Here is a 26,554-nt window from a genome sequence, read left to right as displayed (position 1 = left end):
TTTTAAGGCTTGCCACGAGCCTCTGGCATCCTGAAACCTCCCGCATGCTTTAAAAGCTCGCAGAAGCAGACCCGCTCGCCAGAGAAGCCTGTTTCCAGTCGGAGCGACTAGCGAAGTCCAGCCCAGCTGCGCAGTGATCCCGAGGAAACAGAATCGCAACCTATGAATTCACTTCGGAGTTGCGCGCCGTTTTGCGATTCCCTCGGGATTACTGCGGAGCGGACAGTCTCTGCTTCCTTGCAGGACGAAGACCGGAGCGGAGAATGGAAACAGGCTTCTCTCCCCCGCAGCCCCTTTTAAGAAGCCCGGATCTCAAGCAGTCAGGGAGATTTCATTCCTAGTCCATGCTCTGAATCACGATCAGGCAGCCGTCCTCGATTGAAACCGTCCCCGTTTCCGCAATCAGCACATTGCTTATGCCAAGCGTGTCGCCCATGCGAAGTGTCGCTTTGTCCAGCGGATACTGAAAGCCGGAGAGGGTAATCCCGCTGACTGTCTCCGTGAGAGGCAGCAGGGAGACGTGAGAAAACCCGCTTCTCCGAAGAACAGTCCGGTTAGTGACGAGCATGATCTGGTTTTTTTCGTCCACGATTCGGCAAAGGATGCCAGCTTTCAGTCCCTTTGACAGCAGCTGCACATTGGCAAGCGTGTGGTCGAATCGGGAGCCAAGCGCCCCGACCAGGACGATCTCAGCCGGATGCTGCTCCAGTGCCCAGAGCAATCCCATTTCCGTATCGGTCAAATCCTTCATGACCGGGTCGCAGGAACGCATCTCCTCGCTGTTTTGGCGAATAACCTCCTGTTCATCGGATGTGACCGAGTCAAAGTCGCCAATGGAAAGATGGGGCCGCCGCCCGTTTTGGATCAAAAATAGCGCACCGCGGTCGACTCCGACCAAAAAGTCGTCTTCGTGTATTTCTTCCAAAGCCCAACTGCCCAGATTTCCCCCTGCAAACAGTATGATTTTGGACGATTTCTCCATGATGTTCCCTCATTTACGTGAATTCGCGGCTGTCAAAGGAAAGGAATCTGCCAGTTGACCGGCCAAGCTTGACAGCATCATTCTTTATCTTACCATGCAGGGCGGCCAAGAGACAGGTCCGGCAGGCAACGCTTCCCGCTTGCTTTCTATGCCGGAAAAGGACTACGATACTTTTACCAGCAAGAGAAATGACGAGGGGAGGCGGGAGCATGTCCGATCAATATCCGAAGGTGTACTCAGAAGAATCCTTTTGGGACAAAGTGAAGAAGTTCGCCAAAAAAGCGGGGGGCAAAGTGGTTTACGTAGCGCTGCTGCTCTATTACGCCCTGCAAAATCCAAAAACGCCGGCGTGGGCGAAAACGGTCATTTTAGGGGCGCTGGGTTACTTCATCACTCCGCTGGATGTGGTGCCGGATATCACGCCGGTCGTGGGATATGGAGATGACCTGACGACTCTGATCGGGGCCCTGCTGATGGTCGCTGTGTATATCGATGACGATGTTAAAGGAAAGGCCCGAGGCAAGCTGACGGACTGGTTTGGACCGGAAGTGCTGGTCGACCTTGCCGAGATCGACGAGAAGCTGAAGAACAAGAAGGACGAGTAGGCGGAGCGGCTGCCTGCTCGTCCTAGCTCGCGGTTGCATGTCTACTCGCAAACAAACTACATGATTGAATTTTTGAAATTTATCAATTAAAATTTTTTTATCGAAAGAAGACCGTTCCTGCTCCTTGTTTCCTGCATCCATTCAGAATCTCTTCAAAGGATGGTCGAAGTCGAGCTTTTTACTAAAAAGACGGAGGGTGATTACCCGTGTCCACGATTACAATCAAACGTTTTCCGGAGTGTACGCTATCCGAAATTACAGAAGCCTGGAACAGGGGATTCGAGGGGTACTACTTCCCTGTCGCCATGACGGTGGAGAGCCTGATGCAAAGGCTGGGAACGGAAGGCTATACGGCTTCGCTTTCAGTCGTTGCCTTTGCAAACGGAGCACCGGTGGGACTTGTGGCAAGCGGTGTCAGGACGGTTGGCGGAAAGAAGGTGGCGTGGAACGGCGGCACCGGAGTGGCGACAGAGTACCGGCGTCAGGGTGTGGCCAAAAGCTTGATGGAAGCGACACTTGCATTGTACCGGGAAGCGGAGGTGCAGCTGGCGACTTTGGAGGCGGTCAGTCAAAACGACAAGGCGATTTCGCTCTACCGGCAGCTCGGCTATGAAGTGATCGACAAGCTCTTGTTCTGGCAGCATAACGAAGCGTTTGCCATCGAGCATCCGTTTGGAGATCCGGCATCGTTCCCTTACCGGATACGCAGGGGCGTTCCGCAAGAAGCCGCGTCGCTTTCCTTTTACCCGGCAAGCACCCCCTGGCAGAATCAGTGGCAAGGCCTTCGCGATGGCGAAGCGGCGTTTGTCGAGGATGACACGGGCCAGACGGTCGCCTACGCCTTGTATAAACGGACCTGGGACGAGGAGGGAAAGCTCGCCTCCATCACCTTGCGACAATGCGCGTACCAGCCGGATCGCGAGGATGCGGAGGAGATTGTCCGGTTTGCGCTGGCACATGTCTATGCGCCGTTCGACTATACGTGCCGCAGGGGAACCTTTAATTTCCCAGCCTCCCAGGAAACGGTTCTGCGCGTGCTGGAGCAAGCCGGTTTTGCCTCGTCGGGGACCGAGCAGGTGTTCATGGTCCGCCAAATGGAGGGGAAAAGCTGAAAAGCTGCTTACTGCTGGCAGCCCGTGCAGTAGAACACCTTGCGGGATGACCACTCGTCCCGCGTAATCGCATGGCCGCAGCGCGGGCAGGGCTCGCCTCCCCGATCGTACACCCGGCAGTGGTCATTGTAGCCGCCGGTCAGACGGTCTCCGCGAAAAAGCGGCGTCTCCATGTAGCCTCCGCGCTCCACGGCGTCGCGGAGGACTGCCTGCATGGAGTGAAACAGCTTCGTCCCTTCTTCCGGGCGGAGGGAAGGAATGCGGCGGAGCGGCAGGAGCCCTGCGTGATGGCAAAGCTCGTCGGCGTAACAGTTGCCGATGCCGGCAAGCACATGCTGATCGACCAGCGCGGCTTTCAAAACGCCGCGCTTTTTCTGCATCAAGCGGGCAAAGCTCTCGGCGGTGAGCAAAGGGTCGAGCGGCTCGGGACCGAGCGCGGCCAACCGGTGTTCCGCTTCTTCCCGCGACAGCAGATGCAAATACCCCAGGCGCAGCCCGTGAAAGTAGAGAAGGTGGCTCCCCACCGAGATCGTCACTTGTGCCGTTCGTTCGAGCTTGTCCTCTTCGGTGCCCCAGTACAGAAACCCGCCCAGCATGAGATGCAGCAACAGTACGGAGCCTGATTGAAGCCGGAACAATACGTGCTTTCCCCTGCGCTCGATAGCCGTGAACGTATTGCCGATCAGCTGGTCTTCAAAGGCAGCGGCCGGCATATTGATCGTTTTTTCGCGCTGAATGCTGACACCTGTATTCGCCTGCCCGGCCAAACGCTGCTGAAGCAGTCTGCGATAGGTCTCCATTTCCGGCAGTTCCGGCATTGATTATGTCCCCCCAGTCGTCCGCTCATTCCATCCCCAGTGCGGCGCTACTCGTCGCCCAGCTCCAGGCGGTTCAGCAGCACGTCTTCCACTTTCAGCAGATGGTGGAGCATCCTTTGCTGCGCCATCAAGGCGTCGCGCTCGCGGATCGCCTTGTAGATCAGCGCGTGTTCCTCGTATAGTCTTTCCGTGCTCGATTTTTCCCCAAACAGCCACATTTTGCGGGTGTTTCGCATGCTCTTTGTCATGGCTCCGGAGATCGTTTTCATCATGTCGATCAACAGACGGTTGTGACTCGCCTGCGCAATCGCCTGATGAAAGTCGATGTCGGCCTGCTCGCTCGCTTCTTCCGAATCAGCGCCTGCCCGCATGTCGTCCAATGCCTGCTTGAGCGCATTCAGGTCGTCTTCCTCCCATTTTCGCGCAGCCAGACCGGCGCTGCCGACTTCCAGAATTTTGCGGACTTCCAGCAATTCCAGGATATCATCGGTGCCCATCAGGATGGTAGAGAGGGGGGCGGTCAGGCTGGAGGTTTCAAACTTGCGGATAAAGGTGCCTTCGCCTTGCTTTATCTCCACCAGACCCATCGCTTGCAGGGCGCTCAATGCCTCTCTGACCGCAGAGCGTCCGACTTGGAATTTCTCCGCCAGCGTCTGGACAGAATCGAGTTTGTCCCCGGGCTTTACCTGCCCTTCCAGGATCATCTGCTTAAGCTCGTCAGTGATGACTTCATATATCTTTTTGCTTGATATTTGCTGAATTGGCAATGTACTTCCATCCTTTACCTTGTGCTGAATTCATTTTACTATACAGCCTGCCCGAGTAATGAAACAAAATCGATGTTTTGCGATTGGAGAATTCTAAACATAGGATGACCTGATATCTGGAAGAAAACAAAGAACGGAAATATATATATATATTGATTTTTTCAAATAAATACACTATTTATGCATATATGATGGATTGTATCGTACAGCAGCGTTGTTGGCTATTGAAAAAGGGTTGAACGAAACCCGTACCCTGCCGATAAGGGGAAAAGGGACTTGTTGTTCAAACAGAAGTAGTGCTATCATTTTTTTGAAAGTTATCTGATGACCTGATCACTAAAAAGACGGGGGATTACATATGCTGGAGAAAGCAATCCGGGACGAACTGTCAGCGATTGTGGGAGAGAAGTATTTGCTGGACACGCCAAATGAGCTGTACGCGTATTCCTATGACGCCACGCCCATTCATCAAGCTATGCCGGATGCCGTAGTGATGCCGGGCAGCGTAGAAGAGGTGTCGGCTGTGCTGAAGCTGGCGAATGCTCACGGCATTCCGATCGTGCCCCGCGGCTCGGGGACGAACCTCGCTGGGGGAACGATTCCTGTCGAGGGCGGCATCGTCATGAACATGAACAGATTTAACCGAATTTACGAAATCGACAAACAAAACCTGACGGCAACGCTCGGACCCGGGGTAGTGACTGCCGACCTGCACCAGGCGGTCGAAGCGGAGGGGCTGTTTTATCCGCCTGACCCGGGCAGCATGCGCATTTCTACTGTCGGCGGAAACATGGCCCAGTGCGCAGGCGGGATGAGAGGGCTGAAATACGGAGTCACCAAGGATTACATACTGGGGCTCGAATACGTCCTGCCGTCGGGGGAAGTGCTTCGCTGCGGCGGAAAAAACATGAAGGACGTGGCCGGCTATGACATGACGAGGCTGATGGTCGGCTCGGAGGGAACGCTTGGCGTGATTACGGAGATCACCGTAAAGCTGCTTCCCCTTCCCGAGACGAAACGAACGCTGGTCGCCTACTATACCAACCTCGTCAACGCAGCCAGGACAGTGGAAACGGTGATCGCTTCCAAAATTATTCCGGCCACGATCGAGTTTCTCGACCAGTCCACGATGAAGGTTGTCGACGACTTTGCCAAGCTGGGCCTGCCTCTGGAGATGAAGTCGATGCTCTTGATCGAGCAGGATGGGCCGGAGGAACTGGTCGTCCGCGATATGGAACGGATCGCGGAAATCGCCAGAGAGCAGGGAGCGGCGCAGGTCCATTTGGCTAAAACGGCGGAGGAAGGAGCCAAGCTGCTGGCGGCGCGTCGTTCGGCTCTGGCTGCCCTGTCCAGGCTGCGCCCCACCACCATTCTCGAAGACGCGACAGTCCCGCGCTCCCGATTGGCTGAGATGGTCGAGGAAGTAGAGCGCATCGCTGAAAAGTACAAGGTGCGGATTTGCACCTTCGGCCACGCGGGAGACGGCAACCTGCATCCCACCTGTATGACCGACGAGCGGGACAAGGAAGAGATCCATCGGGTGGAGCAAGCGTTTGAAGAAATTTTCCACGCCGCGATCCGCCTGGGCGGCACGATAACGGGAGAGCACGGCGTAGGGATGGCCAAGATGAATTACCTCGACCTGAAGGTAGGAGAGGGCGGCATCGAGCTGATGAAGCGGATCAAAGCCGCTTTTGACCCGAACAACATCATGAATCCCGGGAAAATGTTCGCGAGCAGCGGCCGGCGCAGAGTGGTGGTGAAACGATGAGCAAGACCAGTCGGGAGCTTCTGTCGAAGTTCAACATGGACGAGATCATGAACTGCATGCACTGCGGTTTTTGCCTGCCTGCCTGCCCGACCTACCGGGAAACGGGCCTGGAATCGCACAGTCCGCGTGGGCGCATCGCCCTGATGAAGGGAGTGGCCAACAGCCAGCTGTCCGTAGATCAGGAATTCGAGAAGAACATGTACGCCTGTCTGGGCTGTCGAGCGTGCGAAACGGCTTGTCCGGCGGGGGTCCCTTACGGCAGTCTCGTTGAAATGGCGCGGGAAGTGGCCGAGGACAACAAGAAGAGCGAAGCCAAACCCCCATTCCTTCGCCAGCTCGTGTTCGACAAGGTATTCCCCTACCCGGAGCGGATGCAAGCCTTGGGTACGGCGCTGTGGGCAGCTCAAAGCGCTGGACTGCAAACGCTGGCCAACAAGACCGGCCTAATCAACATCCTCCCGCGGGAGCTGGCGGAGATGCAGCAAGCGGTCGATAAAATCGCCTCCCCGAGGGAGCGCAAGCAGCGGGAAAAAGTAATGAAGGCGGAAGGAAAGGCCGCCCTGAAGATCGGAATGTTTACGGGCTGCATCATGGACGTGATGTTTTTCGAGACGAACCAGGCGACGGCCAGGCTTTTGACCAAAGCGGGCTGCGAGGTCGTCTTCGTGGAAAACCAGGTCTGCTGCGGGGCGCTGCACGCGCACGCCGGGGAAAAGGACGGGGCGATCGAGCTTGCCAAGCACAACATAGAAGCGTTCGAGCAAGTCAGCGTGGATTTCGTCGTCAACAACGCGGGCGGTTGCGGCGCCGCGTTGAAGGAGTACCATCACTGGTTCCACGACGATCCTGAGTGGAAGGAGCGGGCCATGGCGTTTGTCGCCAAGGTGAGAGACGTAAGCGAGCTTCTGGCCGAGTTGCCGCCCCTGACCTTTACCAAGCCGCTCCATGTCCGCGTCACTTATCAGGATTCCTGCCACCTGGCTCATGGGCAAGGCGTTCGCAACCAGCCGCGCCAGCTGCTGCGGAGCATCCCCGGCCTGGAGCTGGCTGAGATGACCGGCGCGGACAGCTGCTGCGGCTCCGCGGGAATCTACAACATCACCAACTTCGACATGTCGATGCAAATTCTCGACGGCAAGATGGAGCACGTAAAGGAGACAAAGGCTCACATCATCGTCACATCGAATCCAGGCTGTCTTCTCCAGATGAAAAAAGGCATCATCCGAGCCGGGCTGGAAGGAAAGATGGAAGCGGTCCACATCACAGATTTGCTGGCCCGGGCGCTGTAACGCTGCAACGGTGAAAAAAAGATTTGCCGACTCCCCTCGGAGGGCCGATACCATTTATGGAGCCAATCGAGGCTAGAGGATCGCAGTCCCGTCTCCCTTTGGGCGGGACTTTTTCGATTGCCCCTATAGAAGATTGCCAATACACCAGCAGAATCGGGTAATATAGTATAGGGGGAAAGACCCTCCCATCTAAGCACGGACAGGAGATTACGGAATGCAAAAAGTGGATTTGATCGCAACGGCGACATTTGGCCTGGAATCAGTGGTGGCCGACGAAGTAAAGGCACTGGGCTATCAGGATGTCAGAGTGGAAAATGGAAAAGTTGAGTTTGCAGCAGATATTTCCGCGATTCCCCGGGCAAATTTGTGGTTACGAACGGCGGATCGCGTGCGTCTAAAGATAGGGGAGTTTCAGGCGACGACGTTTGATGAGCTGTTTGAGAAGACAAAAGCGCTTCCCTGGTCCGATTGGATACCGGCAGATGCTGCCTTCCCCGTGGAGGGAAAATCGGTGAAATCGACGCTGTTCAGCGTACCGGACTGCCAGGCGATCGTCAAAAAGGCAGTCGTGGAAAGTCTGAAAAAGACGTACAAGCAGGACTGGTTTGAGGAAAAGGGGCCGCTGTACAAAATCGAAGTGGCGCTCTTGAAGGACACCGCCACCCTGACGATTGACACGACGGGGCCGGGGCTCCACAAGCGCGGATACCGGAGTTTGATCGGAGCGGCTCCACTAAAGGAGACGATGGCGGCGGCGATGATTCTGCTGTCTCGCTGGAAGCCGGACCGGATATTGATGGACCCGATGTGCGGCTCGGGGACGATTCCGATCGAAGCGGCATTGATCGGACAAAATATCGCGCCGGGAATGAACCGGGAATTCGTCTCGGAAAGCTGGCCGACGATACCGAAGGCGGCATGGCGGGAAGCGCGGGCCGAGACGCATGATCTGGCCCGGTACGACCAACCGCTGGAGATTATCGGAACGGATATCGACGAGGATATTTTGCGGGTGGCCAGGCGGAATGCGGCGGAAGCAGCCGTCGATGAGCACATCCATTTTCAACAGATGGACGTCCGCAATGTCCGCTCCAAGCGAAAATACGGCTACCTGATCTGCAACCCGCCGTATGGGGAACGGCTGGGCGACTGGAAGCAGGCGGCCAGCCTGTACCGGGAAATGGCTGAGGCTCTGCGGAGCTTGGATACGTGGTCTATTTATATGCTGACATCGGACGAGCAGTTTGAGGAGCATTTCGGACGCAAGGCGAGCAAGAAGCGGAAGCTGTACAACGGAAACATCAAGGTCGATTACTATCAGTTCTTTGGACCGCGGCCGCCCCGTCCAAACAAAATCGAAACCCCGGCAGATTGATTCGTGAAGGCTTGTCCAAAAGGAACCGGGGAACTCTCTGTTTGAACGAAAGTGGAGTTGGACAAGCGCAAGTAGAAAGATAGGCACAATGGAGGAGAAAACATGGGTGTAAGACGATCTGCAGGGAGGATGATGGCTGCCCTCCTGGCAGTTTCATTGATAGCTACCTCGGCGGCAGCCGCCACGGGACCGACTGTTCCGGCAGGCGCCGCTCCTGAGCAGGACAAAAAGACTGAAACGGAGCTATTGCCAGACGGACAAGCGATTGTCTTTTCCGATCTAACCAACAGCTATGCCCGCGAAGCGGTCAATCATCTGGCGTCGCTTCAGCTGATCAGCGGGAAAAAAGACAATCAGTTTCTTCCGCAGGAGCCTATTTCCAGACAAGACGTATTTATCCTGATGGCAAAGGTGATGGGCGTACAGCCGAAGCTGCCGAAAGAAGAGAAGTACAAAGACGTGTCCATGGACAGCCCGTATGCGCCGTACATTTACGCATTGTCAGACCTCGGCGTGCTGAACGGGCGCAGCGACGGAACGCTTGGGGCAGAAGATCCCTTGACCCGGCAGGAGCTGGCCGTGATTTTGGACAGGCTCTGGAAGGCGGGCAGCGGCCCGAAGCAGGTGGGTCAGCAGGAGACCTATGCCGACCAGGACGAAATCGCCGACTACGCCAAGGAAGCGGTAGCCGCGGTAGCCGCCCAGGGCTGGATGAAGGGGGCCGATGGAGCTTTTCGTCCGCAGGGAAAGGTGACGCGAGGAGACGCCGCCGTCACCGCGGAACGAGTCTGGAATGCCCGCTACAAGCTGGCGGAAAAAGTCGATTTTGCCGTGAGCAAGACAAAGCTGACGGTGATGGCAGGCACCAGCGAACGGGTAGAGGTTACACGCCCCAGCGGAGGAGCTCTGCCGTTTACCCCTGTCTTTGCGTTTGACCACCCGGGGCTTGGGACGATCTTGCCAGACGGCACCTTCGTCGCCGGTCCCTCTGCGGGGAAAGGCACGTTGACGGTAAACGTCGGTTTTCAATCCGTTACGATTCCCGTGGAAATAACGAATGCTCCTGTTGAGCCGAAGGAGAATGAGGCAAAAGGACAGGATGCGAAAGAAACGGCGGAAGGAAAGCAAGCGGCTGACGCCAAGGCATCTGACAACGCCGCGAAAAAAGCGGGTGCGAACGAAAAGCAGGCAGAATCCCAGATCGGGCAGGCATCAGAGAAACCGGGAACGCCTGATGCGGAAAAGAAAGATCAAGCAAGCGCAACCGAAAAGGCAGCAGCTCAGCCTGCGGGCGACAATCAGCCCCAAAAGGCGGATAACGGCACAAAAAATGAAGCGGATGGATCGCAGCCGGGCAGCGGCAAGGAAGCAGGCAGCCAGAATACCGGCAGCAAAGTTGCCAGCAACGGAGATACCGGAAGTAAAGAAACTGACAACAAGGATACAGGCAGTAAAGAAACCGGCACCAAAGAAACCGGCAACAAAGATAACGGCAATAAAGATACCGGAAGTAAGGATACTGACAGCAAAGATACCGACAGCCAAAACGCCCACAGCGATGACAATCAGCCCTCTGCCAAGGAGGATGAGCTGGTCAATCTCGCCCCAGGCAGCTTTACATCGGTAAAAACGTTCGGGATGGCAGATGCCTTCTTCCAGGAGGTAGAAAAACAATATCCCGGCCCTGTCGGCGGCTTGGTCACGCCTTCGGAAACGTGGACGGGCTACAATCGCCAATTCGGCCGAAAGGTGACGGTCGTTCTGCCGGAAGCCAAGCAGCTGGAGAGAGTAACGCTGACCCTCAAGCATCAAAGAACATCAGGGATCACCATTCCGGAGTGGATGGATGTGGAAGTGTCGCCGGACGGGAAAGCGTGGTATTTTGCCGGAAAAGCAAAGCATGACGTACCGCAGGCGGAGGAAGGCGTGGTCGAGCGCACGCTGGCTGTCACGCTGCCGCAGGTGGAAACCCGGTATGTGCGGGTGTCCTTCCCGGTAAAGGTGTTTGCTTTCGCCAGACAGCTCGAGGTATGGGGCAGGGACGGCAAGGGCAGCGCAGCGCCGCCGGTGATGCTGCCATTTGCCAATCAGACCGATCCTCAGGTCGCGAAACCGTTGCCTCGCCGGGTGGAGAACATGCTTCTGGCTTATACGGGTGAACACGGCGCACGGGGAACATGGACGATAGAAGAATTCCTCCCGATGGTCGGTTACCGAACCAAGGACGGCTACATGCGGGATCAGATGTTTGACACGATCCTCTTACTGCCGTACCAGACCATGCCGGCCACCAAGGACAGGTGGAAGGAGTATTTGGATGATCTGTTCCGCTCCAACCAGCAGCTCGACGCGCTGAACAGCGCGATGCGGGAGTTCAACCGCTTGCGGGGAACGCTGTATGCATCGACGGCCGTGGAAAATGTCGTGTTGGCGCTGCCGTACCCCACTTCGGCGCAGACCGACTTTGGGGTGCTCGATCCGAAAAAAGGGTCGCTCTCGTTTAACGCCAAGCAGGTGGGCGAGGAGCAGGCGTACCAAAACCGCAAGCAGGCGGTGGAATGGTACTACGGCGAACTGAAGAAACGCTGGGATCAGGCAGGCTTCCAGTACCTGAGACTCGACGGCATCTACTGGTTCCACGAGCTGGTGGAAGACGGCGCGCCGAAGGAACGGCAGCTGATCCGCGACATGGGCAGCATGGTTCACAACGACTCGCTGCGATACTACTGGATTCCTTATTTCGGATCGCCCGGTCTCAGCGAGTGGAAGTCCCTGTATTTTGACCATGCGTTCCTGCAGCCGACCTACTACACCGACAAGCCGGTTCCGCTGGAGCGTATCCAGGGAACGGTGGAAGTGACGCAAAAGTACGGCATGGACGTCGAGATCGAAGGGGACGACCGGATGTACCGCGATCCGAAGTTTTACCAGCTGTACTACAACCAGTTGATCGCGACGCGCAAAGCCGGAATGGACAAGAACAATATTCACGCCTATTATTTTGGATCGAAAACGTTGCTTATGGCCGCGAACAGCAACGATCCTGTCATCCGCGCCATCTATGACGATACGTACAAGTGGATGCGAGGAAAGTTTGAGCAGGACGAGTATTACCTGCCGGAAGAAATTCCTGTGAACAAGTAAGAATCGGCAAAGCCGCAAAAGGTCTGCCTCCGAAGGGAAGCAGACCTTTTCGCTTATTAATGAAAAGACGATCTCAAGAAAGCAAAAAGGCAGGGGAGGCCCCCTGCTTTTTGCGAACGAAAGTAAGTAAAACGAAAGTTAAAACGAACGAAAGCTTTCAACGAAATAGTTGTAAGCGAATGTATGTTTCTCGACTTCCAAGCGTTCAATCAACTGGCTTCCAATGTCTTGAGGAATTCCAAGTTCTTTTTGGAAAAGCTCCTTTAATGCCGGGTCTCCTAAAAATTTCGACGTGTCAGCAATCCCATTTCAGTGAACTACACCTCTAGCTTCGGTACGGGACACATCTGAAATAGAATATTTTGCTCCTACTCCGTCTTACCCGCCTTTTGCCCCTCATAACCCGGGCCATTGTCTAAACCGCCATCCCCCGGTATCAACCGGAACATATACACATACAGCAAGGCGCTCAGCAGGGAAATGCCCAGGATGATCGAAAAGACGCCGAGCGGAGCCAGCCACTCGGACAGCCCGATCGTGAGCGGCGCGATAAACCGGCCGATGGAAAATTGCAGCGATGAAGCTCCCATGTACTGACCCCGCGCATCCTCGGGCGCGTATTTGCTGATAAAGCTCTGCACGACCGGCGTGCGCATCAATTCGCCCAGAGTCAGTACGGACATACAGCCGAACAACAGCCAGATGTTGCTCGTAAACGCCATCAGGAACAGGCCGAAGCCGTACAGGACGGAGGAGAGGATCAGGCTGTTCCGATCGCTCCAGTGCTCGAACCAGCGGGTAACGGGCAGGGTAAACAGCACGACCAAAAGGCCGTTCAGCCCCATCAGCCAGCCAAAAGCGGAGGTCCCCCCGATGGAGAAGGACCAATTTTCCCACCAGACCAGCGGCTGATTGGGCACGTGCTCCTTTACGTACAGCGCCATGTACAGGTCCAGCTGCATGAAGGCGATGGCTACCAAAACGCCAGCCAGAATGTAAATGGCGAACGGTTTGTCTGTAAAAATAACCGCATAGCTCTGGAGCTGCTCTTTCAAAGAAAAGCGCTTTGGCGCCGCGCCTTCTGCCTTGCCGACGAGAGAAGGCAGCGTCTCCCGGATCAAAAAGAAGATCAATATCCCGTAGACAAACTCCACGATGGTACAGACGAGCAGCAGTTCCAAGCGGTAATGGACAAAGAAGATGGACCCGAGCACCGGACCGGCCACAACCCCGATGTTCATCGCCGTATAAAAGGTGGCGAAGACTACGCGGCGCTCGTCTTCCGTCGTCAGGTCGGCTACCATGGCAGAGCTGGCGGGCCAATACATCGAACCGGCCATGCCAATGCCGATAAAGGCCACGTACGTCATCCAGGGGGATGACGAAAAAGCAAACAGGCCAAACATGACGGATGATGAAAAGATGGCGATCAGCATGGTCTTTCGCCGTCCGATCCGGTCTGCCAGATACCCGCCCGCCAGGTTGGCAACGATGCCGAGCAAGGGAGGGACCATCAGCAGCAGACCGGCTACGTCCTTGCCGAAGACATCGCTGAAATAAAGGGCCATAAAGGGAAAGTACATCCAGAAAAACGTATGGGTAATCAACTCGCCGAACAGGCGGACCTTCAGGTTTAAGTCCCACGAACGCCAGTACATGACGGGGTTCCTCCAATCTCTCAAAAAAGCTTGTTTCAATCTGCAGGTGCCCGCTATGTCATGGACAACAAACGTTCGGCTTCCATGAATCAAAAAAGCGCAAACGAAAGAAGTGTGAAAACCTCTTCCGCTTGCGCTCTTCGGTCTGGATTCGGGATGCAGGGACGGTTCCGGGGGTACGCGAAAACAGGGGGGCACGTATCCCGTACGCGGAATCGACAAAAAACAGTCTTCATTCCGCATCGAAAGTCCCATATCAGAAAAGACGGAAGCGGGTTCAGGCATCCTGCAGCTTCTTGCATTCAGATAGGGTTTGTCAGGGGTGAGGACCCCTGGACAAGGTCCCCATCTAAATCGTAGAAACTACAGAAAGCAACATGAACCAACACTCCCGTCTTTTAAAAATTTTTTGCCAGATTGACTCTTGTTGACTAGAATACTCCACCGGCGGGAAAAAATGCAAGAAATTTTTTTTTGCTCTACGGGTGAACCCCGATCGTACCCGGATGCTCCTCCACGACTTCTGCGATAATGCGGGCCCATTCCACTCCATTGGCATGCAGCGTTTGCAGCAGCCGCTCGCCCTCGGCGGCAGGCAGGCTGATCAGCAAGCCTCCGGAGGTAACGGCGTCGCAGAGAATCAGCCGGTCGATTTCGTCCATTGCTTCCGGGAAACGGACGCGGTCGGATACCCAGCGGAAATTCGATTTGCTGCCGCCGGGGACGATTCCTTGCTCGGCCAGCTCGCGGGTACCGGGCAAGACCGGCACCTGAGACTGGCGGATGCGGAGGCCGACCTTGCTACCTTCCGCCATCTCCAGCGCATGGCCCAAGAGTCCAAAGCCGGTGACATCCGTGCAGGCGTGCACGGGAAATTCCTGCATGCATTCGGCTGCCCGCTTGTTCAGCGTAGCCATGATCTGCATGACCAGCTCCGTCTTTTCCGGGGAAAGCGCCTCGCGCTTGATGGCGGTCGTTTGGATCCCCACGCCGATCGGCTTGGTCAAGATCAGCACGTCACCCGGTTTGGCCCCCGCATTTGTAAGGACACGGGAGGGGTGGATGGTGCCGGTCACCGCCAGACCGAATTTTGGCTCCTGATCGTCAATGGAATGGCCTCCCACCAGCACGGCGCCCGCCTCCGCCACCTTCTCGGCGGCACCGCGCAAAATGTCTGTCAGAATGGAGGGATCCAGCTTGTGGATAGGAAAGCCGACGATGTTCATGACCGTCAACGGTTCCCGCCCATGGCAAAAACGTCGCTGATTGCATTGGCGGCAGCGATCTGGCCGAACCAGTACGGATCGTCCACGATTGGCGTGAAAAAATCGAGCGTTTGCACGATAGCCAGATCGTCAGTCAACTGGTAGACGCCGGCATCGTCCGAAGTCTCCACGCCGACCAGCAGCCGCGGATCGCGCTCCGCAGGCTTGGGCAGATGCTTGAGCACGGATGAAAGGGCGTCGGGACTGATCTTGCAGCCGCAGCCACCCTTTTGCGTGAGAGAAGTAAGCTTGATGGTTCCAGACATGTTATGACCTCCTGACCGGTGAGGAATAATGATAAGATAGAGAAAACGAAAAAGCTGATACATTCGGGATACCAAAAGCAAGGGTGACATGACATTGCAAGATATAACCGTAGAAGAAATGCTGCATCAAGGATACGCCAACCTGATCGATGTCCGCTCCCCCGGTGAATTTGCCCGCGACACGATACCGGGAGCGGCCAATATTCCGCTGTTTAGCGATAGTGAACGAGCCCAGGTCGGAACCACCTACAAGCGAGAGGGACAAGCAGCCGCCCAGTGGCTCGGCATGCAAATCGTCTCTCCCAAAATGGAAGCGCTGATGGAAGCCATTCGGAAGAGAGGAGAAGAGACAGGCGAGCCGCCTGTGATTTTTTGCTGGCGAGGCGGGATGCGCAGCAGAGCCATGGCGACGTTTTCCACGTTCGCCGGCGTGCCGGTGCGGCGGCTGATCGGGGGCTACCGCGCGTACCGCAAGCATGTGGTTGGCGCCATCGAGCCGTATGAGCTGAAGCAGCCGGTGTTTCTTTTGCACGGCATGACAGGCGTGGGGAAAACAAGGCTGCTGCGCCATTTGGAAGCATCCGGCTTGCCTGTGCTCGACCTGGAGCGAATGGCTGGCCACCGCGGCTCGGTATTCGGGCACATCGGCAAAGGAAAGCCGGCCAATCAGAAGATGTTTGACGCCCGCTTGTTTGAAACCCTCCGGAGATGGAAAGACGCCCCGTACTTTGTCATGGAAGCGGAAAGCCGGCGGATCGGCAATGCGCTGCTCCCGCCTTTTTTGCTCCAGGCCAAAGAGCAGGCCGTCCACATTCTGTTGACAGCGCCGCTGGAGACTCGGGTACAGCGTCTCTATGACGAGTACGCGTCTCCCTTTTCCTGGAGACCGGATTTTGCGGAAAAAATAGAAGCCGCCTTTAGCAAGATCGCCCGCCGCATCCCTACAGAGCAGGCAAAGCTGCTGAAGCAGGCCCTGCAGGCCGGGGATTATCGCCAAGCGATCGCGTCGCTTCTGGTTCATTACTACGATCCCCGCTACCAAAACAAACAAGCGGATTACGTGAAAGAAATCTACGAGCGCGTGGATGCTGCCGATCTGGAAACGGCAGGAAAAAACATTCGCTTGCTAATTGAAAAAGTTCTGTCAGTTCGGTAAAATTATTTTTACCAAATTTTGTTGCGGGAGGAGATTGCATGCTGGACCCACGCATAGTCAAGCTGGCGGGAAACCTGCTGAATCACTCTGTTCGTTTGCGGGAGAAGGAATGCTTGCTGGTAGAGATTCGGGGAGAAGGACACGCACTGGCAAAGGAATTGGTCAAACAGGCTTATGCCAAGGGAGCGTATCCGTTTGTCCAGATCATTGATCCGTCTATCGAGCGGGAGCTGATGATGGGAACGGATGAGGAACGAGCGTCGTACATGCTCAAATGGAATGAGCCCAAATTCAAAGACATCCACGCCTATATCGTGATCAACAGCCCGGCGAATGACAGCGAATCCGCTGATGTGCCTGTAGAACGCCGCCGCGCCCATCATAAAGTGGTGCAGCCGCTCAATGATTACGTCGTATCCAACGTGCGCTGGACACTGCTCAACTATCCGACGCCGGCCATGGCCCAGAGCGCCAATATGTCGACGGAAGCGTTTGAGAATTTTTACTTTGACGTCTGTTCCGTCGATTACCAAAAAATGCATGAAGCCTTCCTGCCGCTCAAAGAGCGGATGGAGAGAACAGACAAGGTGAGATTGACCGGACCGGGGACGGACTTGACTTTTTCGATCAAGGGAATTCCCGCCATCATCTGCGCAGGGGAGTTCAATATTCCGGACGGGGAGATTTATACGGCCCCTGTGCGTGACTCGGTTAACGGAACGATTTCCTTCAATACAGCGACGTCGTATATGGGGACCCGTTTTGAAAACGTCAAGCTGACCTTTGAGAACGGGAAAATCACGGAGGCAACCGCCAACAACACGCAGCGCCTGTGCGAAATATTGGACAGCGACGAAGGTGCGCGTTATATCGGCGAGTTTGCCATCGGCGTAAATCCTTACATCCTCTCCCCGATGAACGATATCCTGTTTGACGAAAAGATCGCCGGAAGCTTTCACTTCACTCCCGGCCGCGCCTATGAAAATGCGGACAACGGCAACCGCAGCCAGGTGCATTGGGACATGGTCAACATCCAGCGTCCGGAGTACGGCGGGGGAGAAATCTGGTTTGACGACGTGCTGATTCGCAAAGACGGACTGTTTGTGCTGCCGGAGCTGCAGGCGCTGAACCCGGAGAATTTGAAAGGGTAACCGTCCGGAGTAGAAGTGAGCGATAGGCCATCTCAAAATCCTTATTTGTAACCCTTGAAACTTCCCGGAAAATGGTTGTCGTAGCGGAACGCCTGTTTAAAACCCCTTGCCTCGCTATGAAGGCAAGGGGTTTTTTGCGTGTCCGCAGTCTATTTTATGACCGCAGATGAATGACAAATTCGGTTTTGCTGTGGAGTTTTTTAAACAAAAATGTTTACAAAGTAACGCTATTTTAATATACTTAATATACAAATAAGTTTAAAAAGGGGTGTTTACCATGACCCGGTTGCTTTGGAAACATCGTTTGCATATGTATTTTGGCGGAAACCTGATTGGACGGGAGTACCATGCAGAAGAGGGATTTGTCACACAATGCCTGGAAATGGGGCAGGTGAAGGCGGCGAGCGATTTTGACCGGTGCTTAGGCGATGTAGTGTTCCGCTTTTAAACGCAGCAGCCAACTGGCGTATACTCATCATCTTTCGCTACAATAGGAGGAAACGCAAACGAAAGCAGGAGATGGGATTGAGCAAAAAAGGCTGGCTGGAATATGAGGTGGCAGAAGAGGACGCGGGGCTTACCGTCGAGCGAATCGTCAAAGAAAGGCTCCACGTCTCGGGGAGAATGCTGCAGCGGCTGACCAGGAGCAAAGGGCTGCTCCTGAACCGTAGGCCTCCTTTCCTGAAAAGGGCGGTGAAAGCGGGGGACAAGGTGTCGATCAGGGTAATGGATCAGCCTGCGCCGGATGCTTCACCGCGGCAAGCAGGCGAGCGACAGCAGGGACAGCATTTTGACGCTGTCTTACCTGTGGAGATCTTGTACGAGGATGAGCATCTGCTGGTCGCAAACAAGCCTGCGGGCATGATGGTGCACCCCGTCAAGCAAGATCAAAAAGGCACGCTGGTGCATGCTCTTGCCGAGTATTTGCGCGGAAAAGGCGAGCCGGATCGGGTCCATCCGGTACATAGATTGGACAAAGAGACCTCTGGAGCCATCCTGGTGGGCAAGACCAGCTACGGACATCAGCTGGCAGACCGGCTGCTCCGAGACGGGAGCTTGCATCGCGAGTACCTGGCTGTACTCTGCGGCTGCCTGGAAAACCCGGCTGGAACGATCAGCGCTCCGATCGGGCGGGACCCTCGGCATCCTGCCCGCCGCCTGGTAACGGATCGGGGGGAGGCGGCTGTCACTCACTACGAGCGGGCGGCTTCTTCAGCGGAAACCACGTTGGTCCGGGTATGGCTGGAGACCGGGAGGACACATCAAATCCGCGTTCACTTCAGGCATATCGGGCATCCGCTCGCGGGAGACGGCATGTACGGCGGCAGACGCGATCTCTTGAAGCGTCAGGCCCTCCACGCCAGCAGGCTTTCCTTTCCCCATCCGATTACCGGGGAGGAAATTGTTTGCGCAGCGCCGCTCCCCGAAGACATGGCTCGATTGATAGAAAGCGAATACGACTTGTCAGATAGATAGCTTGGAAGCTGTTGACGAATCTAGTCAGCAGCTTTTTTTATTGTGCAGGAAATGGGAAAATCGCCTTTTTATATAAGTACAAGTAAGGGCATTCGGGCAAAAGCTTAGTGAAATCAAGTTTCTTGATGGGGGAACGCATGCAAGTATTTACATGCATGAAAAGCTCCGCTATAATGGGTTTGCTAAATACTGCCATGTAAAAGCAAGTACTTGCATGATATGGGGGTAACGAAATGGATAACGGAGAGCACGAGAAAAATCAGACTGGGAAAGGAGACGAACAGGAAACGAGGGAGCGGATATTGAATGCGGCTCGCCAGCTCATGGCCCAGAAAGGCTACAAGGGCGCGACCACACGCAAAATTTCCGAGCTGGCCGGCGTGAATGAAGTGACCATTTTCCGCCATTTCAAAAACAAGGAGCGAATCCTCATCGAGCTTTTGGAGGAGATGACAGAGATTCGCCCCGCGCTGGAAAAGGCGATTCACGCCTGCGGCCATGACGTCAAATCAATGCTCATGCACTACGGCGAGACCTATTACAACGCGCTTGTGGAGCGAAAGGAAGTACTGATTATTTCCTTGATCGAATCGCAGAATCATCCCGAGGTGTTCAATCTGCTCAGCCGCATGCCGCAGATCGCCGATGAGATGCTGAGCGAAAAGCTGCAGGAGATGCACGAGGCGGGACTTCTTCCCGAAGGAGACTTTCGTACGGCGGCCCATATGTTTGTCTCGGCCTTCTTCCACTCGTTTTTGGCAAGGCATTGGGTGAAGGTGGACTGCGACATCGATATGCCGACAATGACGGAAAGCTCCGCGGACATTTTGCTGCGCGGCATTGGCAGCCAATGAAATTGCCCCCATTTTGCTGCGACGGGCAAAACAGTAGCACATGTTGATGAGCGGACATAAAGGGGAATGGAGTGGAGGGTCACATGAGAAAACAATGGCTGTCTTTTCTCGCAATCGCCGGACTATTGGCAACGACGGCCTGCAGCAGTCAGGAGCCTGCAGCGGAAGCTGTGTCCGAAGTCAAAAAGGTAGGGCTTGCCGTGGTAAAACAGGAGCAGGCCGTTAAGATAACCGAGCTTTCCGGCACGCTGCAGCCGCTGGAGGAAGCGCTCGTCTCGTTTGAGGTGGCGGGACGGATCACCGAGCTTTCCAAGAACGAGGGTGACGCTGTCAAAAAGGGCGACATCCTGGCCCGCCTGGACGGCAGCGACTATTCGCTTCAGGTCGCTTCCGCAAGCGCCACCGTTCAGCAAACGGGAGCCACTTTGGAAAAGGTAACGAACGGAGCGCGGGAGCAGGAGGTTAGGCAGGCGCGCCTGGTCGTGGAAAAGGCGACGATCGCGCATCAGCAGGCGCAGGATGACTTCAAGCGGATCGAAGCGCTGTACTGGGAAAAAGCCATTTCCCAGAGCGAGTACGAAACCGCGCAAAATCGCGTGAACGTTGCCCTGACGGATTTGCAAAACGCCCAGCAATCCCTGTCGCTGGTCACGCAGGGAGCGCGCGCAGAGGACAAGACACTGAGCCAGGCGAGCTACCATCAGGCCGTAATCGGCAAAGAACTGGCTGCCAAAACGCTGGCCAAGACCCAGCTGCGCGCTCCGATCGACGGCACGATCATCGCCAAGCTCGGATCGGCGGGCTCCTTGGCCGGCGTAGGGAGCCCTGTCTACCGGATCGGACAGATCGATACATTGAAGGTAGTGCTGCCGGTGCCGGACCGGGAGATTTTTGCCTGGACGGAGGGAGAGACCATTTCGCTTGAGCTGTACGGGCAAAAGCGGGAGGGCAAGGTGGTCAAAATACACCCGGCTGCCAACCAAAGCACCGGAACCATCGGCGTAGAGGTGCAGGTGAAAAATGAAAAGCACGACTGGTTCGCCGGTCAGGTCGTGAAGGCGACCAAAACGGTGCAAGGGAAAGCGGGCCTGTACGTACCGGTCGAAGCGGTGATCAGCCGCGGGCAGGGCGAGGCCCACGTCTTCGTCGAAAACGGCGGGAAAGCGGTGAAAACCCCGGTGACCATCGGCGAGATCAACAGCAACAGATTGGAGATCACGAGCGGGCTGAAGGAAGGGGATCGACTCGTCGTCAAAGGAGTAGACCAATTGTTTGACGGCGACCCGATCGAGGCGGCAGGAGGACAGCCACAGTGATTGAATACATCGTCCGCAAACGAAAAATCACGCTTTTGTTTTTTACAATGGTCGTCCTGATCGGCTCTCTCAGCTTTTTTCAACTGCCCAAGCAGGAGCAGCCCGACATCATCGTCAATCTTGCCACCGTTACCACGATCTACCCGGGGGCTTCGCCGGAGAAGGTGGAGCAGACGGTCACCAAGAAGCTGGAGGAAAAAATCAACGAGCTGCAAGGTCTGAAATACGTTTCCTCTGTCTCCGGCCTGGGGTTTTCCAGCATTATCGTGGAGACGGACGGGGATGTCGATCCCAAGCAAAAGTGGGACGAACTGCGCAAAAAGGTAAAGGATGCCGAGGCTGATTTGCCGGACGATGCCAAGCAGCCGATCATCAATGACGACTTGAACCGCACCTTCGTCCAGACGCTGGCGATCACGGCTGACACCCGCGAAGAGCTGTACAGCCTCAGGTCCACCCTGAAGTCGTGGAAAGATCAGCTCCGGACGATTCCCAATGTGGCAGACGTCACCATCAAAGGCTTGCCGGACGAGGAAATCCAGATTCAGGTGGATACGCAAAGGCTGAGCCAGTATGGGCTCACCTGGGGCCAGGTGCTGATGGCGGTCAAAAAGGAAAACGAACGGATTCCGCTCGGCGACTTGACCGCCGATAGCCGCACGTACCAGCTCAAGCTGGCGGAAAGCCAGGATGTGGAGGCTTTGAACGACGTCATCGTCTCCCGGACACAGCAGGGCTACCCGATTTATCTGAAAGACGTCGGAAGCGCCACGCTCACTACAGAGCAGATCGAATCGTACTCCTATTTCAACGGCAAGCCTTCCGTATCGATCAGCATCAACGCCGAAACAGGCAGCGATGTTCCGTCCCTGCAAAAGCGCGTGGACGAGATGGTGAACACGCTGGAGAAGTCGCTTCCCGCATGGGCACAGAAGCACTCCATTTACTCGCAAAAGGAGCGCGTGGATGAGCTGTTCGGCGATCTGTCTCGAGAGATGCTCATCGCTGTTTTGGCTGTACTTTTGGTATGTACACTGGGATTGAACCTGATCACTTCTTTTGTGGTAGCCCTGGCGATCCCGATCTCGCTCGCATCGGGGTTGTTGTTCCTGCCCTCCATGGGCATTACGCTGAATATGATTTCGATTGTCTCGCTGATCATCGTGCTGGGGATTCTCGTGGATGATGCCGTGGTCGTCAATGACAACATCGAACGGAGACTGTCCACTCTGGGAGAAAAGCCGCTCCCGGCAGCGGTCAAAGGGGCAAAAGAGGTGTCGATCTCGATCGTCACGGCAACGCTTGCGACGATCGCTTCCTTCGGTCCGCTGATGTTCATGAGCGGAAACGTCGGACAGTTTATCCGGCCCGTACCCGTGATCATTTCCTTGACGATGCTCGCTTCGATGATCATGTCGCTGACGATTATCCCCATATTCCGGCAGTGGTACGAACATCGCCGGAAAGGCGGGGTCGAAGGATACCGAAAGCCCCCGGGACTGCTCGGCAAGCAAATCTTCCAGCTGACACACTGGTACTCGGGCAAGCTGATGCCGCGAATCTTAAAACGCCCCGTGCTCGCGGGCATGGCCGGCGTCCTGATCGGCACCAGCGCATACGGGTTGATCCCGCTGACACCCATCCAGCTTTTCCCCAACGACGAGAGGCCGCAATTTCTCGTCAACGTCCGCCTGCCGGTCGGCACCAGTGTGGAGGAGACGGACCGGGTCGTACGGGGAGTGTCGGATTGGATCGGAAAGCAGCCCGGGATCGAGTCGGTCGCCGCTTACGCGGGAGGCAGCGCTCCCAAAATGTTCAGCGGCGATACCGAAGTCGGCGAAGGCATCACGCTTGGGCAATTGGTCGTCCGTTTTGACAAGTCGAAGGTGAAGATTGAGGATATGCTGGAGCCTTGGCGCGAGGAGTTTAAAAAGCTCTACCCGGAAGCGAGCATCCTGCCGAAACAGCTGGAAGCAGGCCCCCCAGTCGGCAAGCCTGTCGTGATTCGGGTATATGGGGAAGACATCCCTACGCTGCGGTCGTTAGCCGGGGAAATCAAGGACCGGATCGCCAGGCTGGAAGGCACGTATGACATTCAGGACGATTTCGGAATCGAACGGTACACCCTGGAGTTTGTAGTGAACCAGGAGCTGATGAAGGAAAAGCTGGTGAATTACAACGACTTGTCGCAGACGCTCCGTCTCGCCAGCGAAGGCATCACTGTCAGCCAGTTCGATACGGGAACGGATTTGCTTGACATCAAGCTGTTTATGCAAAAAGGAGCGGCCGACCCAACTGTCCTTTTCCAGCGCCTGACCGTAACCAATGCGACAGGCGAGCAAATCCCGCTGTCCCAGCTGGCAGAGGTCAAGCCCACTTTCAGCACGCAGAAAATCCCGCACCGGAATCTCTCGCGCGCTGTCACGATTACGAGCGACTTGCGAGACCGTACGGCGACAGAGGTCATGGCGGAGATCAAGCCGCTGCTCGAGTCCATTTCATTCCCCGAGGGGTATCGCTGGGAAATCGGCGGCGAGACATCAGAGCAGACAGATATCTTTATCGACATGGGGAAACTGTCGGTCATCGTCTTTTTCCTCATCCTGATTTTGATCGCGATGCAGTTCTATTCGCTCAGCATTCCCGTACTGGTTCTCAGTACGGTGTACCTGGCCTTTGCCGGAAGCTTGATCGGGCTGTTCGTCACGCAGACGCCGCTCGGCTTCATGACGATGATGGGGGCGATTTCGCTCTCGGGGATCGTGGTGCGAAACGGCATTGTGCTGATCGAGTTTATCGAAGAAGCGCGGCATGCCGGAGCGGAGCTGAAGCAGGCCGTGATCCAGGCCGGAGAGGCGAGGCTGCGCCCGATTCTGTTGACGTCGCTTACAGCGGTAGCGGGCCTGACGCCGCTCGCTCTGTTCGGTGACGTTCTGTTCCGGCCGCTGGCTGTCACTATCATTTTCGGATTGATCTTTTCGACGCTGCTGACGCTGATCGTCGTTCCGTCCTTCTATACCGTCTTGGCGGAACGGAAGGCCAAGCGGAAAGCCAGGCTGACGGCCAAGCGGCCTGATCTGTACGGACCGGAGGCGGAGCTGGAAGGGTAAGCGGCGGTATCGAACACGAGCATAGGCATTTGTTTGCAAGCTTGCGGCGGGCTTCTGCTCCTTTGGGGCGGGGGTCCGTTTCTGCTTCGAAACGGGCACTTCTCCCGATCATCCGCACCGTCGCAGGGGATAGCAGCGGACAAATGCAATGGAAAAGCCTGTTATTTTCATCCCGACGCATGTGATATAATCCCGATAGAAGATGTTCAAAAAGTCCGCGAAACGCAAGCTGCGAGTTTCCGCATTGCTTATTCTTCTGCTTCTCAAGAGGCAGTCTCATCTACGCTCTGTTGCTCGGGTCTGCCGTACCTTGAACTTCACGGCTTGCATTTCCCGGACTTTTTGAACGAGACCTGATACATCAGGAATTTGTGGAGCCGGAAGGGAGAGTGGTCAGATTGAAACAGCCCCAGCTTTTAGATGAAGAAAAAGTATTTAAAGACCCGGTGCATAGCTATGTGCACGTACGGGACAAGCTGATCTGGGATTTGATCAATTCGGCCGAGTTCCAGCGCTTGCGCCGCATCCGGCAATTGGGCACGAGCTTTTTTACGTTTCATGGCGGCGAGCACAGCCGCTTCAACCACTCCCTTGGCGTCTATGAGATCATGCGCCGCATACTGGAGACGTTCGAGGGAAGAATTCGCATGTCCTATGAAGAAAAGCTGCTCTGTCTGTGCGCTGCCTTGCTCCACGATGTGGGGCACGGGCCGTTTTCCCATTCCTTTGAAAAAGTATTCCGTTATCATCACGAGGATTGGACACGGGCGATCCTGCAGGGGGATACCCAGATCAACCGGATCCTGAAGCGCATGGGCGAGGATTTTCCGAAGCAGGTGGCGGAGGTCATCGCCAAAACCTACGACAACAAGCTGATCGTCAGCCTGATTTCCAGCCAGATCGACGCCGACCGCATGGACTATTTGCTGCGCGACGCGTACTACACGGGCGTGAACTACGGCAATTTCGAGATCGAGCGGATTCTCCGCGTCATGCGTCCGGGCGAAGACGGCATCGTCTTTAAGTACAGCGGCATGCACGCCGTCGAGGACTACATCATGTCCCGCTACCAGATGTACTGGCAGGTTTACTTCCATCCTGTCACGCGCAGTGCGGAAGTCGTGCTCAGAAAAATTTTCCAGCGGGCAAAGGAGCTGTTTTTGCAAGGGTTCCCCTTCCGCCAGGAGCCGACCCTTCTGCTGCCGTTTTTAACCGAGCAAGTGCAGCTTGCGGACTACTTGTCCTTGGACGAGTCGGTCATTCTCTTTTACATGCAGCTCTGGCGCAATGAAAACGACGCCGTTCTGAAAGATTTATGCGCCCGTTTTCTCGACAGGAATCTGTTTAAATACGTCGAATATAACCCAAGAGATTTCCGCTTGCTGGCAGACCTGAAACAGCTGTTCCAGTCTGCGGACATTGATCCGGACTATTATTTGGAAGTAGACACGACATCCGATCTTCCGTATGATTTTTACCGTGCTGGCGAAGACGAGGAGCGCATTCCGATCATGCTGGTGATGCCTTCGGGAGAGCTGACCGAGCTGTCGGAGAAGTCGGAGATCGTGCAGGCGATCAGCGGCAAACGCCGGTTTGACTACAAGCTGTATTTTCCTATGGATAAGGTATTGGCATTGCCGGAGGAGCTCTCCGGAAAGATACGAGATCGTCTGGGAGTGATGGAGGATGCTTAGGCGTCACGCCAAAATCATACGTTTAATCGAGACCGTGGGCGAAGTGAGCGGTCGCAAAAAGCTGCAAAAGATGGTGTACATAGCGAAACATCTGGATATGGATTTTGATGAGCGGTTTGAATTTCACATGTACGGGCCTTACTCGGAGGAGCTGACCTTGCGGGTGGACGAGCTGTGCAACATGGGGCTTTTGGACGAGCAGGTCGAAACCAAAGGCGCTATCCACATGTATCGGTACACGTTGAATGAAACCGGGCGCGATTTTTTGCGTTTTCACGAAGTCGATTTCGGTGTGGGTGAACAAGCCATCCGGCGGATGAACGAGGAGAACTCCCGTTTTCTGGAGCTCGTCTCGACCATCCTTTACTTCAACCATCTTCCCTATGAAGAAATGAAAGCGAAGATTTTTGCTTTCAAAAGCAAACAGCGCTACACGGAAGAGGAAATCCAAAAGGGGCTGGCTTTTATCGAGGAGCTGCGCGAGCTGACGAGAGCCGATCGTACCCCATTGGTATAGTTTTTTTGTGTTGGAGAAAAATGCAATCATCCCGTTTTTCATAAAAGAAGATTGTTTTCGCACAGCGGCGTTTGGCCGCTTGCTGCTGAAGCTTTCGAGAGCCGGCCGGTCAGATGGCCGGCTTTTTTTGTCCCAGGAAAGAACGGCATAATGGACTCACTGTTCTTTGACAAATGCATATCGCCATTACAGTGTTGGCAGCACACGATAAAAGCTTGTTCGGGAGGA

19 protein-coding genes and 1 pseudogene are annotated in these 26,554 nt (G+C 55.4%); 15 read left to right on the top strand and 5 right to left on the bottom strand.

The window, feature by feature from the left end; all coding sequences use genetic code 11:
- Window positions 1-337 precede the first annotated feature (337 nt).
- A complete protein-coding gene (locus tag Q3F21_RS02995) occupies window positions 338-982 on the bottom strand; it encodes a thiamine diphosphokinase (protein WP_340249979.1) in 645 nt (214 codons plus the stop codon).
- Between the two features lie 209 nt (window positions 983-1,191).
- Between Q3F21_RS02995 and Q3F21_RS02990 the strand changes: the two genes are divergently transcribed.
- Complete coding sequence (locus Q3F21_RS02990) at window positions 1,192-1,587, top strand: YkvA family protein (RefSeq protein WP_340249978.1); 396 nt, start codon at window positions 1,192-1,194, stop codon at window positions 1,585-1,587.
- A gap of 206 nt (window positions 1,588-1,793) precedes the next feature.
- Window positions 1,794-2,699 carry a GNAT family N-acetyltransferase gene (locus Q3F21_RS02985; RefSeq protein WP_340249977.1) on the top strand — a complete coding sequence of 302 codons (906 nt, stop codon included), beginning with the start codon at window positions 1,794-1,796 and terminating at the stop codon, window positions 2,697-2,699.
- An 8-nt stretch (window positions 2,700-2,707) separates the two neighbouring features.
- On the opposite strand, the gene Q3F21_RS02980 is transcribed toward Q3F21_RS02985, so the two are convergent.
- Together Q3F21_RS02980 and Q3F21_RS02975 are read right to left on the bottom strand one after the other, a co-directional pair.
- The gene (locus Q3F21_RS02980; protein WP_340249976.1) at window positions 2,708-3,517 is read right to left on the bottom strand and encodes an Fpg/Nei family DNA glycosylase; all 810 of its coding nucleotides are present in this window, start codon (window positions 3,515-3,517) and stop codon (window positions 2,708-2,710) included.
- Between the two features lie 47 nt (window positions 3,518-3,564).
- Window positions 3,565-4,284, bottom strand: coding sequence for a FadR/GntR family transcriptional regulator (locus Q3F21_RS02975; protein ID WP_340249975.1), 720 nt, complete (start codon window positions 4,282-4,284; stop codon window positions 3,565-3,567).
- Window positions 4,285-4,642: 358 nt separating this feature from the next.
- Here Q3F21_RS02975 and Q3F21_RS02970 point away from each other — a divergent pair, with 358 nt between their 5' ends.
- The 4 genes from Q3F21_RS02970 (at window position 4,643) to Q3F21_RS02955 (ending at window position 11,863) form a co-directional block, all read left to right on the top strand.
- Window positions 4,643-6,055, top strand: coding sequence for an FAD-binding oxidoreductase (locus Q3F21_RS02970; protein WP_340249974.1), 1,413 nt, complete (start codon window positions 4,643-4,645; stop codon window positions 6,053-6,055).
- Window positions 6,052-7,344, top strand: coding sequence for a (Fe-S)-binding protein (locus Q3F21_RS02965; RefSeq protein WP_340249973.1), 1,293 nt, complete (start codon window positions 6,052-6,054; stop codon window positions 7,342-7,344). Before Q3F21_RS02970 ends, Q3F21_RS02965 begins: the two co-directional genes overlap by 4 nt.
- A gap of 214 nt (window positions 7,345-7,558) precedes the next feature.
- The gene (locus Q3F21_RS02960) at window positions 7,559-8,719 is read left to right on the top strand and encodes a THUMP domain-containing class I SAM-dependent RNA methyltransferase (RefSeq protein WP_340249972.1); all 1,161 of its coding nucleotides are present in this window, start codon (window positions 7,559-7,561) and stop codon (window positions 8,717-8,719) included.
- 102 nt (window positions 8,720-8,821) lie between these two features.
- Window positions 8,822-11,863: a DUF4855 domain-containing protein gene (locus tag Q3F21_RS02955; protein WP_340249971.1), complete on the top strand. Its 3,042-nt coding sequence runs from the start codon at window positions 8,822-8,824 to the stop codon at window positions 11,861-11,863.
- Window positions 11,864-12,231: 368 nt separating this feature from the next.
- Here the strand turns inward: Q3F21_RS02955 and Q3F21_RS02950 are convergent, their stop codons facing one another.
- Window positions 12,232-13,521 carry an MDR family MFS transporter gene (locus Q3F21_RS02950; protein ID WP_340249970.1) on the bottom strand — a complete coding sequence of 430 codons (1,290 nt, stop codon included), beginning with the start codon at window positions 13,519-13,521 and terminating at the stop codon, window positions 12,232-12,234.
- Window positions 13,522-14,000: 479 nt separating this feature from the next.
- Window positions 14,001-15,052: pseudogene (gene selD / locus Q3F21_RS02945) on the bottom strand (selenide, water dikinase SelD).
- Between the two features lie 88 nt (window positions 15,053-15,140).
- Here selD and mnmH point away from each other — a divergent pair.
- The 9 genes from mnmH (at window position 15,141) to Q3F21_RS02900 (ending at window position 26,326) form a co-directional block, all read left to right on the top strand.
- Window positions 15,141-16,208 (top strand): tRNA 2-selenouridine(34) synthase MnmH, encoded by a 1,068-nt coding sequence (mnmH, locus tag Q3F21_RS02940; RefSeq protein ID WP_340249969.1) that lies wholly within the window; start codon window positions 15,141-15,143, stop codon window positions 16,206-16,208.
- A gap of 38 nt (window positions 16,209-16,246) precedes the next feature.
- The gene (locus Q3F21_RS02935; protein ID WP_340249968.1) at window positions 16,247-17,359 is read left to right on the top strand and encodes an aminopeptidase; all 1,113 of its coding nucleotides are present in this window, start codon (window positions 16,247-16,249) and stop codon (window positions 17,357-17,359) included.
- A gap of 277 nt (window positions 17,360-17,636) precedes the next feature.
- Window positions 17,637-17,807: a hypothetical protein gene (locus Q3F21_RS02930; RefSeq protein WP_340249967.1), complete on the top strand. Its 171-nt coding sequence runs from the start codon at window positions 17,637-17,639 to the stop codon at window positions 17,805-17,807.
- Window positions 17,808-17,878: 71 nt separating this feature from the next.
- The gene (locus Q3F21_RS02925; RefSeq protein ID WP_340249966.1) at window positions 17,879-18,835 is read left to right on the top strand and encodes an RluA family pseudouridine synthase; all 957 of its coding nucleotides are present in this window, start codon (window positions 17,879-17,881) and stop codon (window positions 18,833-18,835) included.
- Window positions 18,836-19,068: 233 nt separating this feature from the next.
- Entirely contained in the window at window positions 19,069-19,689 is a 621-nt protein-coding gene (locus Q3F21_RS02920) for a TetR/AcrR family transcriptional regulator (protein WP_340249965.1), read from the top strand.
- Window positions 19,690-19,772: 83 nt separating this feature from the next.
- Complete coding sequence (locus tag Q3F21_RS02915; protein WP_340249964.1) at window positions 19,773-21,005, top strand: efflux RND transporter periplasmic adaptor subunit; 1,233 nt, start codon at window positions 19,773-19,775, stop codon at window positions 21,003-21,005.
- Window positions 21,002-24,115 carry an efflux RND transporter permease subunit gene (locus tag Q3F21_RS02910; RefSeq protein ID WP_340249963.1) on the top strand — a complete coding sequence of 1,038 codons (3,114 nt, stop codon included), beginning with the start codon at window positions 21,002-21,004 and terminating at the stop codon, window positions 24,113-24,115. Before Q3F21_RS02915 ends, Q3F21_RS02910 begins: the two co-directional genes overlap by 4 nt.
- A gap of 398 nt (window positions 24,116-24,513) precedes the next feature.
- Window positions 24,514-25,809 carry an HD domain-containing protein gene (locus tag Q3F21_RS02905; protein WP_340249962.1) on the top strand — a complete coding sequence of 432 codons (1,296 nt, stop codon included), beginning with the start codon at window positions 24,514-24,516 and terminating at the stop codon, window positions 25,807-25,809.
- A complete protein-coding gene (locus Q3F21_RS02900) occupies window positions 25,802-26,326 on the top strand; it encodes a YwgA family protein (protein ID WP_340249961.1) in 525 nt (174 codons plus the stop codon). Before Q3F21_RS02905 ends, Q3F21_RS02900 begins: the two co-directional genes overlap by 8 nt.
- Window positions 26,327-26,554 lie beyond the last annotated feature (228 nt).

It is taken from the genome of Brevibacillus borstelensis, assembly GCF_037834415.1.
Lineage (GTDB): Bacteria > Bacillota > Bacilli > Brevibacillales > Brevibacillaceae > Brevibacillus > Brevibacillus borstelensis_A.
The sequence above is the reverse complement of the archived record's forward strand: the minus strand, read 5'-3'. Positions and strand labels throughout refer to the sequence as shown.

Coding starts and splice junctions, on each gene's coding strand:
- Q3F21_RS02995 (WP_340249979.1), bottom strand. CDS start 982: ATGGAGAAATCGTCCAAAATCATACTGTTTGCAGGGGGAAATCTGGGC.
- Q3F21_RS02990 (WP_340249978.1), top strand. CDS start 1,192: ATGTCCGATCAATATCCGAAGGTGTACTCAGAAGAATCCTTTTGGGAC.
- Q3F21_RS02980 (WP_340249976.1), bottom strand. CDS start 3,517: ATGCCGGAACTGCCGGAAATGGAGACCTATCGCAGACTGCTTCAGCAG.
- Q3F21_RS02970 (WP_340249974.1), top strand. CDS start 4,643: ATGCTGGAGAAAGCAATCCGGGACGAACTGTCAGCGATTGTGGGAGAG.
- Q3F21_RS02965 (WP_340249973.1), top strand. CDS start 6,052: ATGAGCAAGACCAGTCGGGAGCTTCTGTCGAAGTTCAACATGGACGAG.
- Q3F21_RS02960 (WP_340249972.1), top strand. CDS start 7,559: ATGCAAAAAGTGGATTTGATCGCAACGGCGACATTTGGCCTGGAATCA.
- Q3F21_RS02955 (WP_340249971.1), top strand. CDS start 8,822: ATGGGTGTAAGACGATCTGCAGGGAGGATGATGGCTGCCCTCCTGGCA.
- Q3F21_RS02950 (WP_340249970.1), bottom strand. CDS start 13,521: ATGTACTGGCGTTCGTGGGACTTAAACCTGAAGGTCCGCCTGTTCGGC.
- mnmH (WP_340249969.1), top strand. CDS start 15,141: ATGACATTGCAAGATATAACCGTAGAAGAAATGCTGCATCAAGGATAC.
- Q3F21_RS02935 (WP_340249968.1), top strand. CDS start 16,247: ATGCTGGACCCACGCATAGTCAAGCTGGCGGGAAACCTGCTGAATCAC.
- Q3F21_RS02930 (WP_340249967.1), top strand. CDS start 17,637: ATGACCCGGTTGCTTTGGAAACATCGTTTGCATATGTATTTTGGCGGA.
- Q3F21_RS02925 (WP_340249966.1), top strand. CDS start 17,879: ATGGGATTGAGCAAAAAAGGCTGGCTGGAATATGAGGTGGCAGAAGAG.
- Q3F21_RS02920 (WP_340249965.1), top strand. CDS start 19,069: ATGGATAACGGAGAGCACGAGAAAAATCAGACTGGGAAAGGAGACGAA.
- Q3F21_RS02915 (WP_340249964.1), top strand. CDS start 19,773: ATGAGAAAACAATGGCTGTCTTTTCTCGCAATCGCCGGACTATTGGCA.
- Q3F21_RS02900 (WP_340249961.1), top strand. CDS start 25,802: ATGCTTAGGCGTCACGCCAAAATCATACGTTTAATCGAGACCGTGGGC.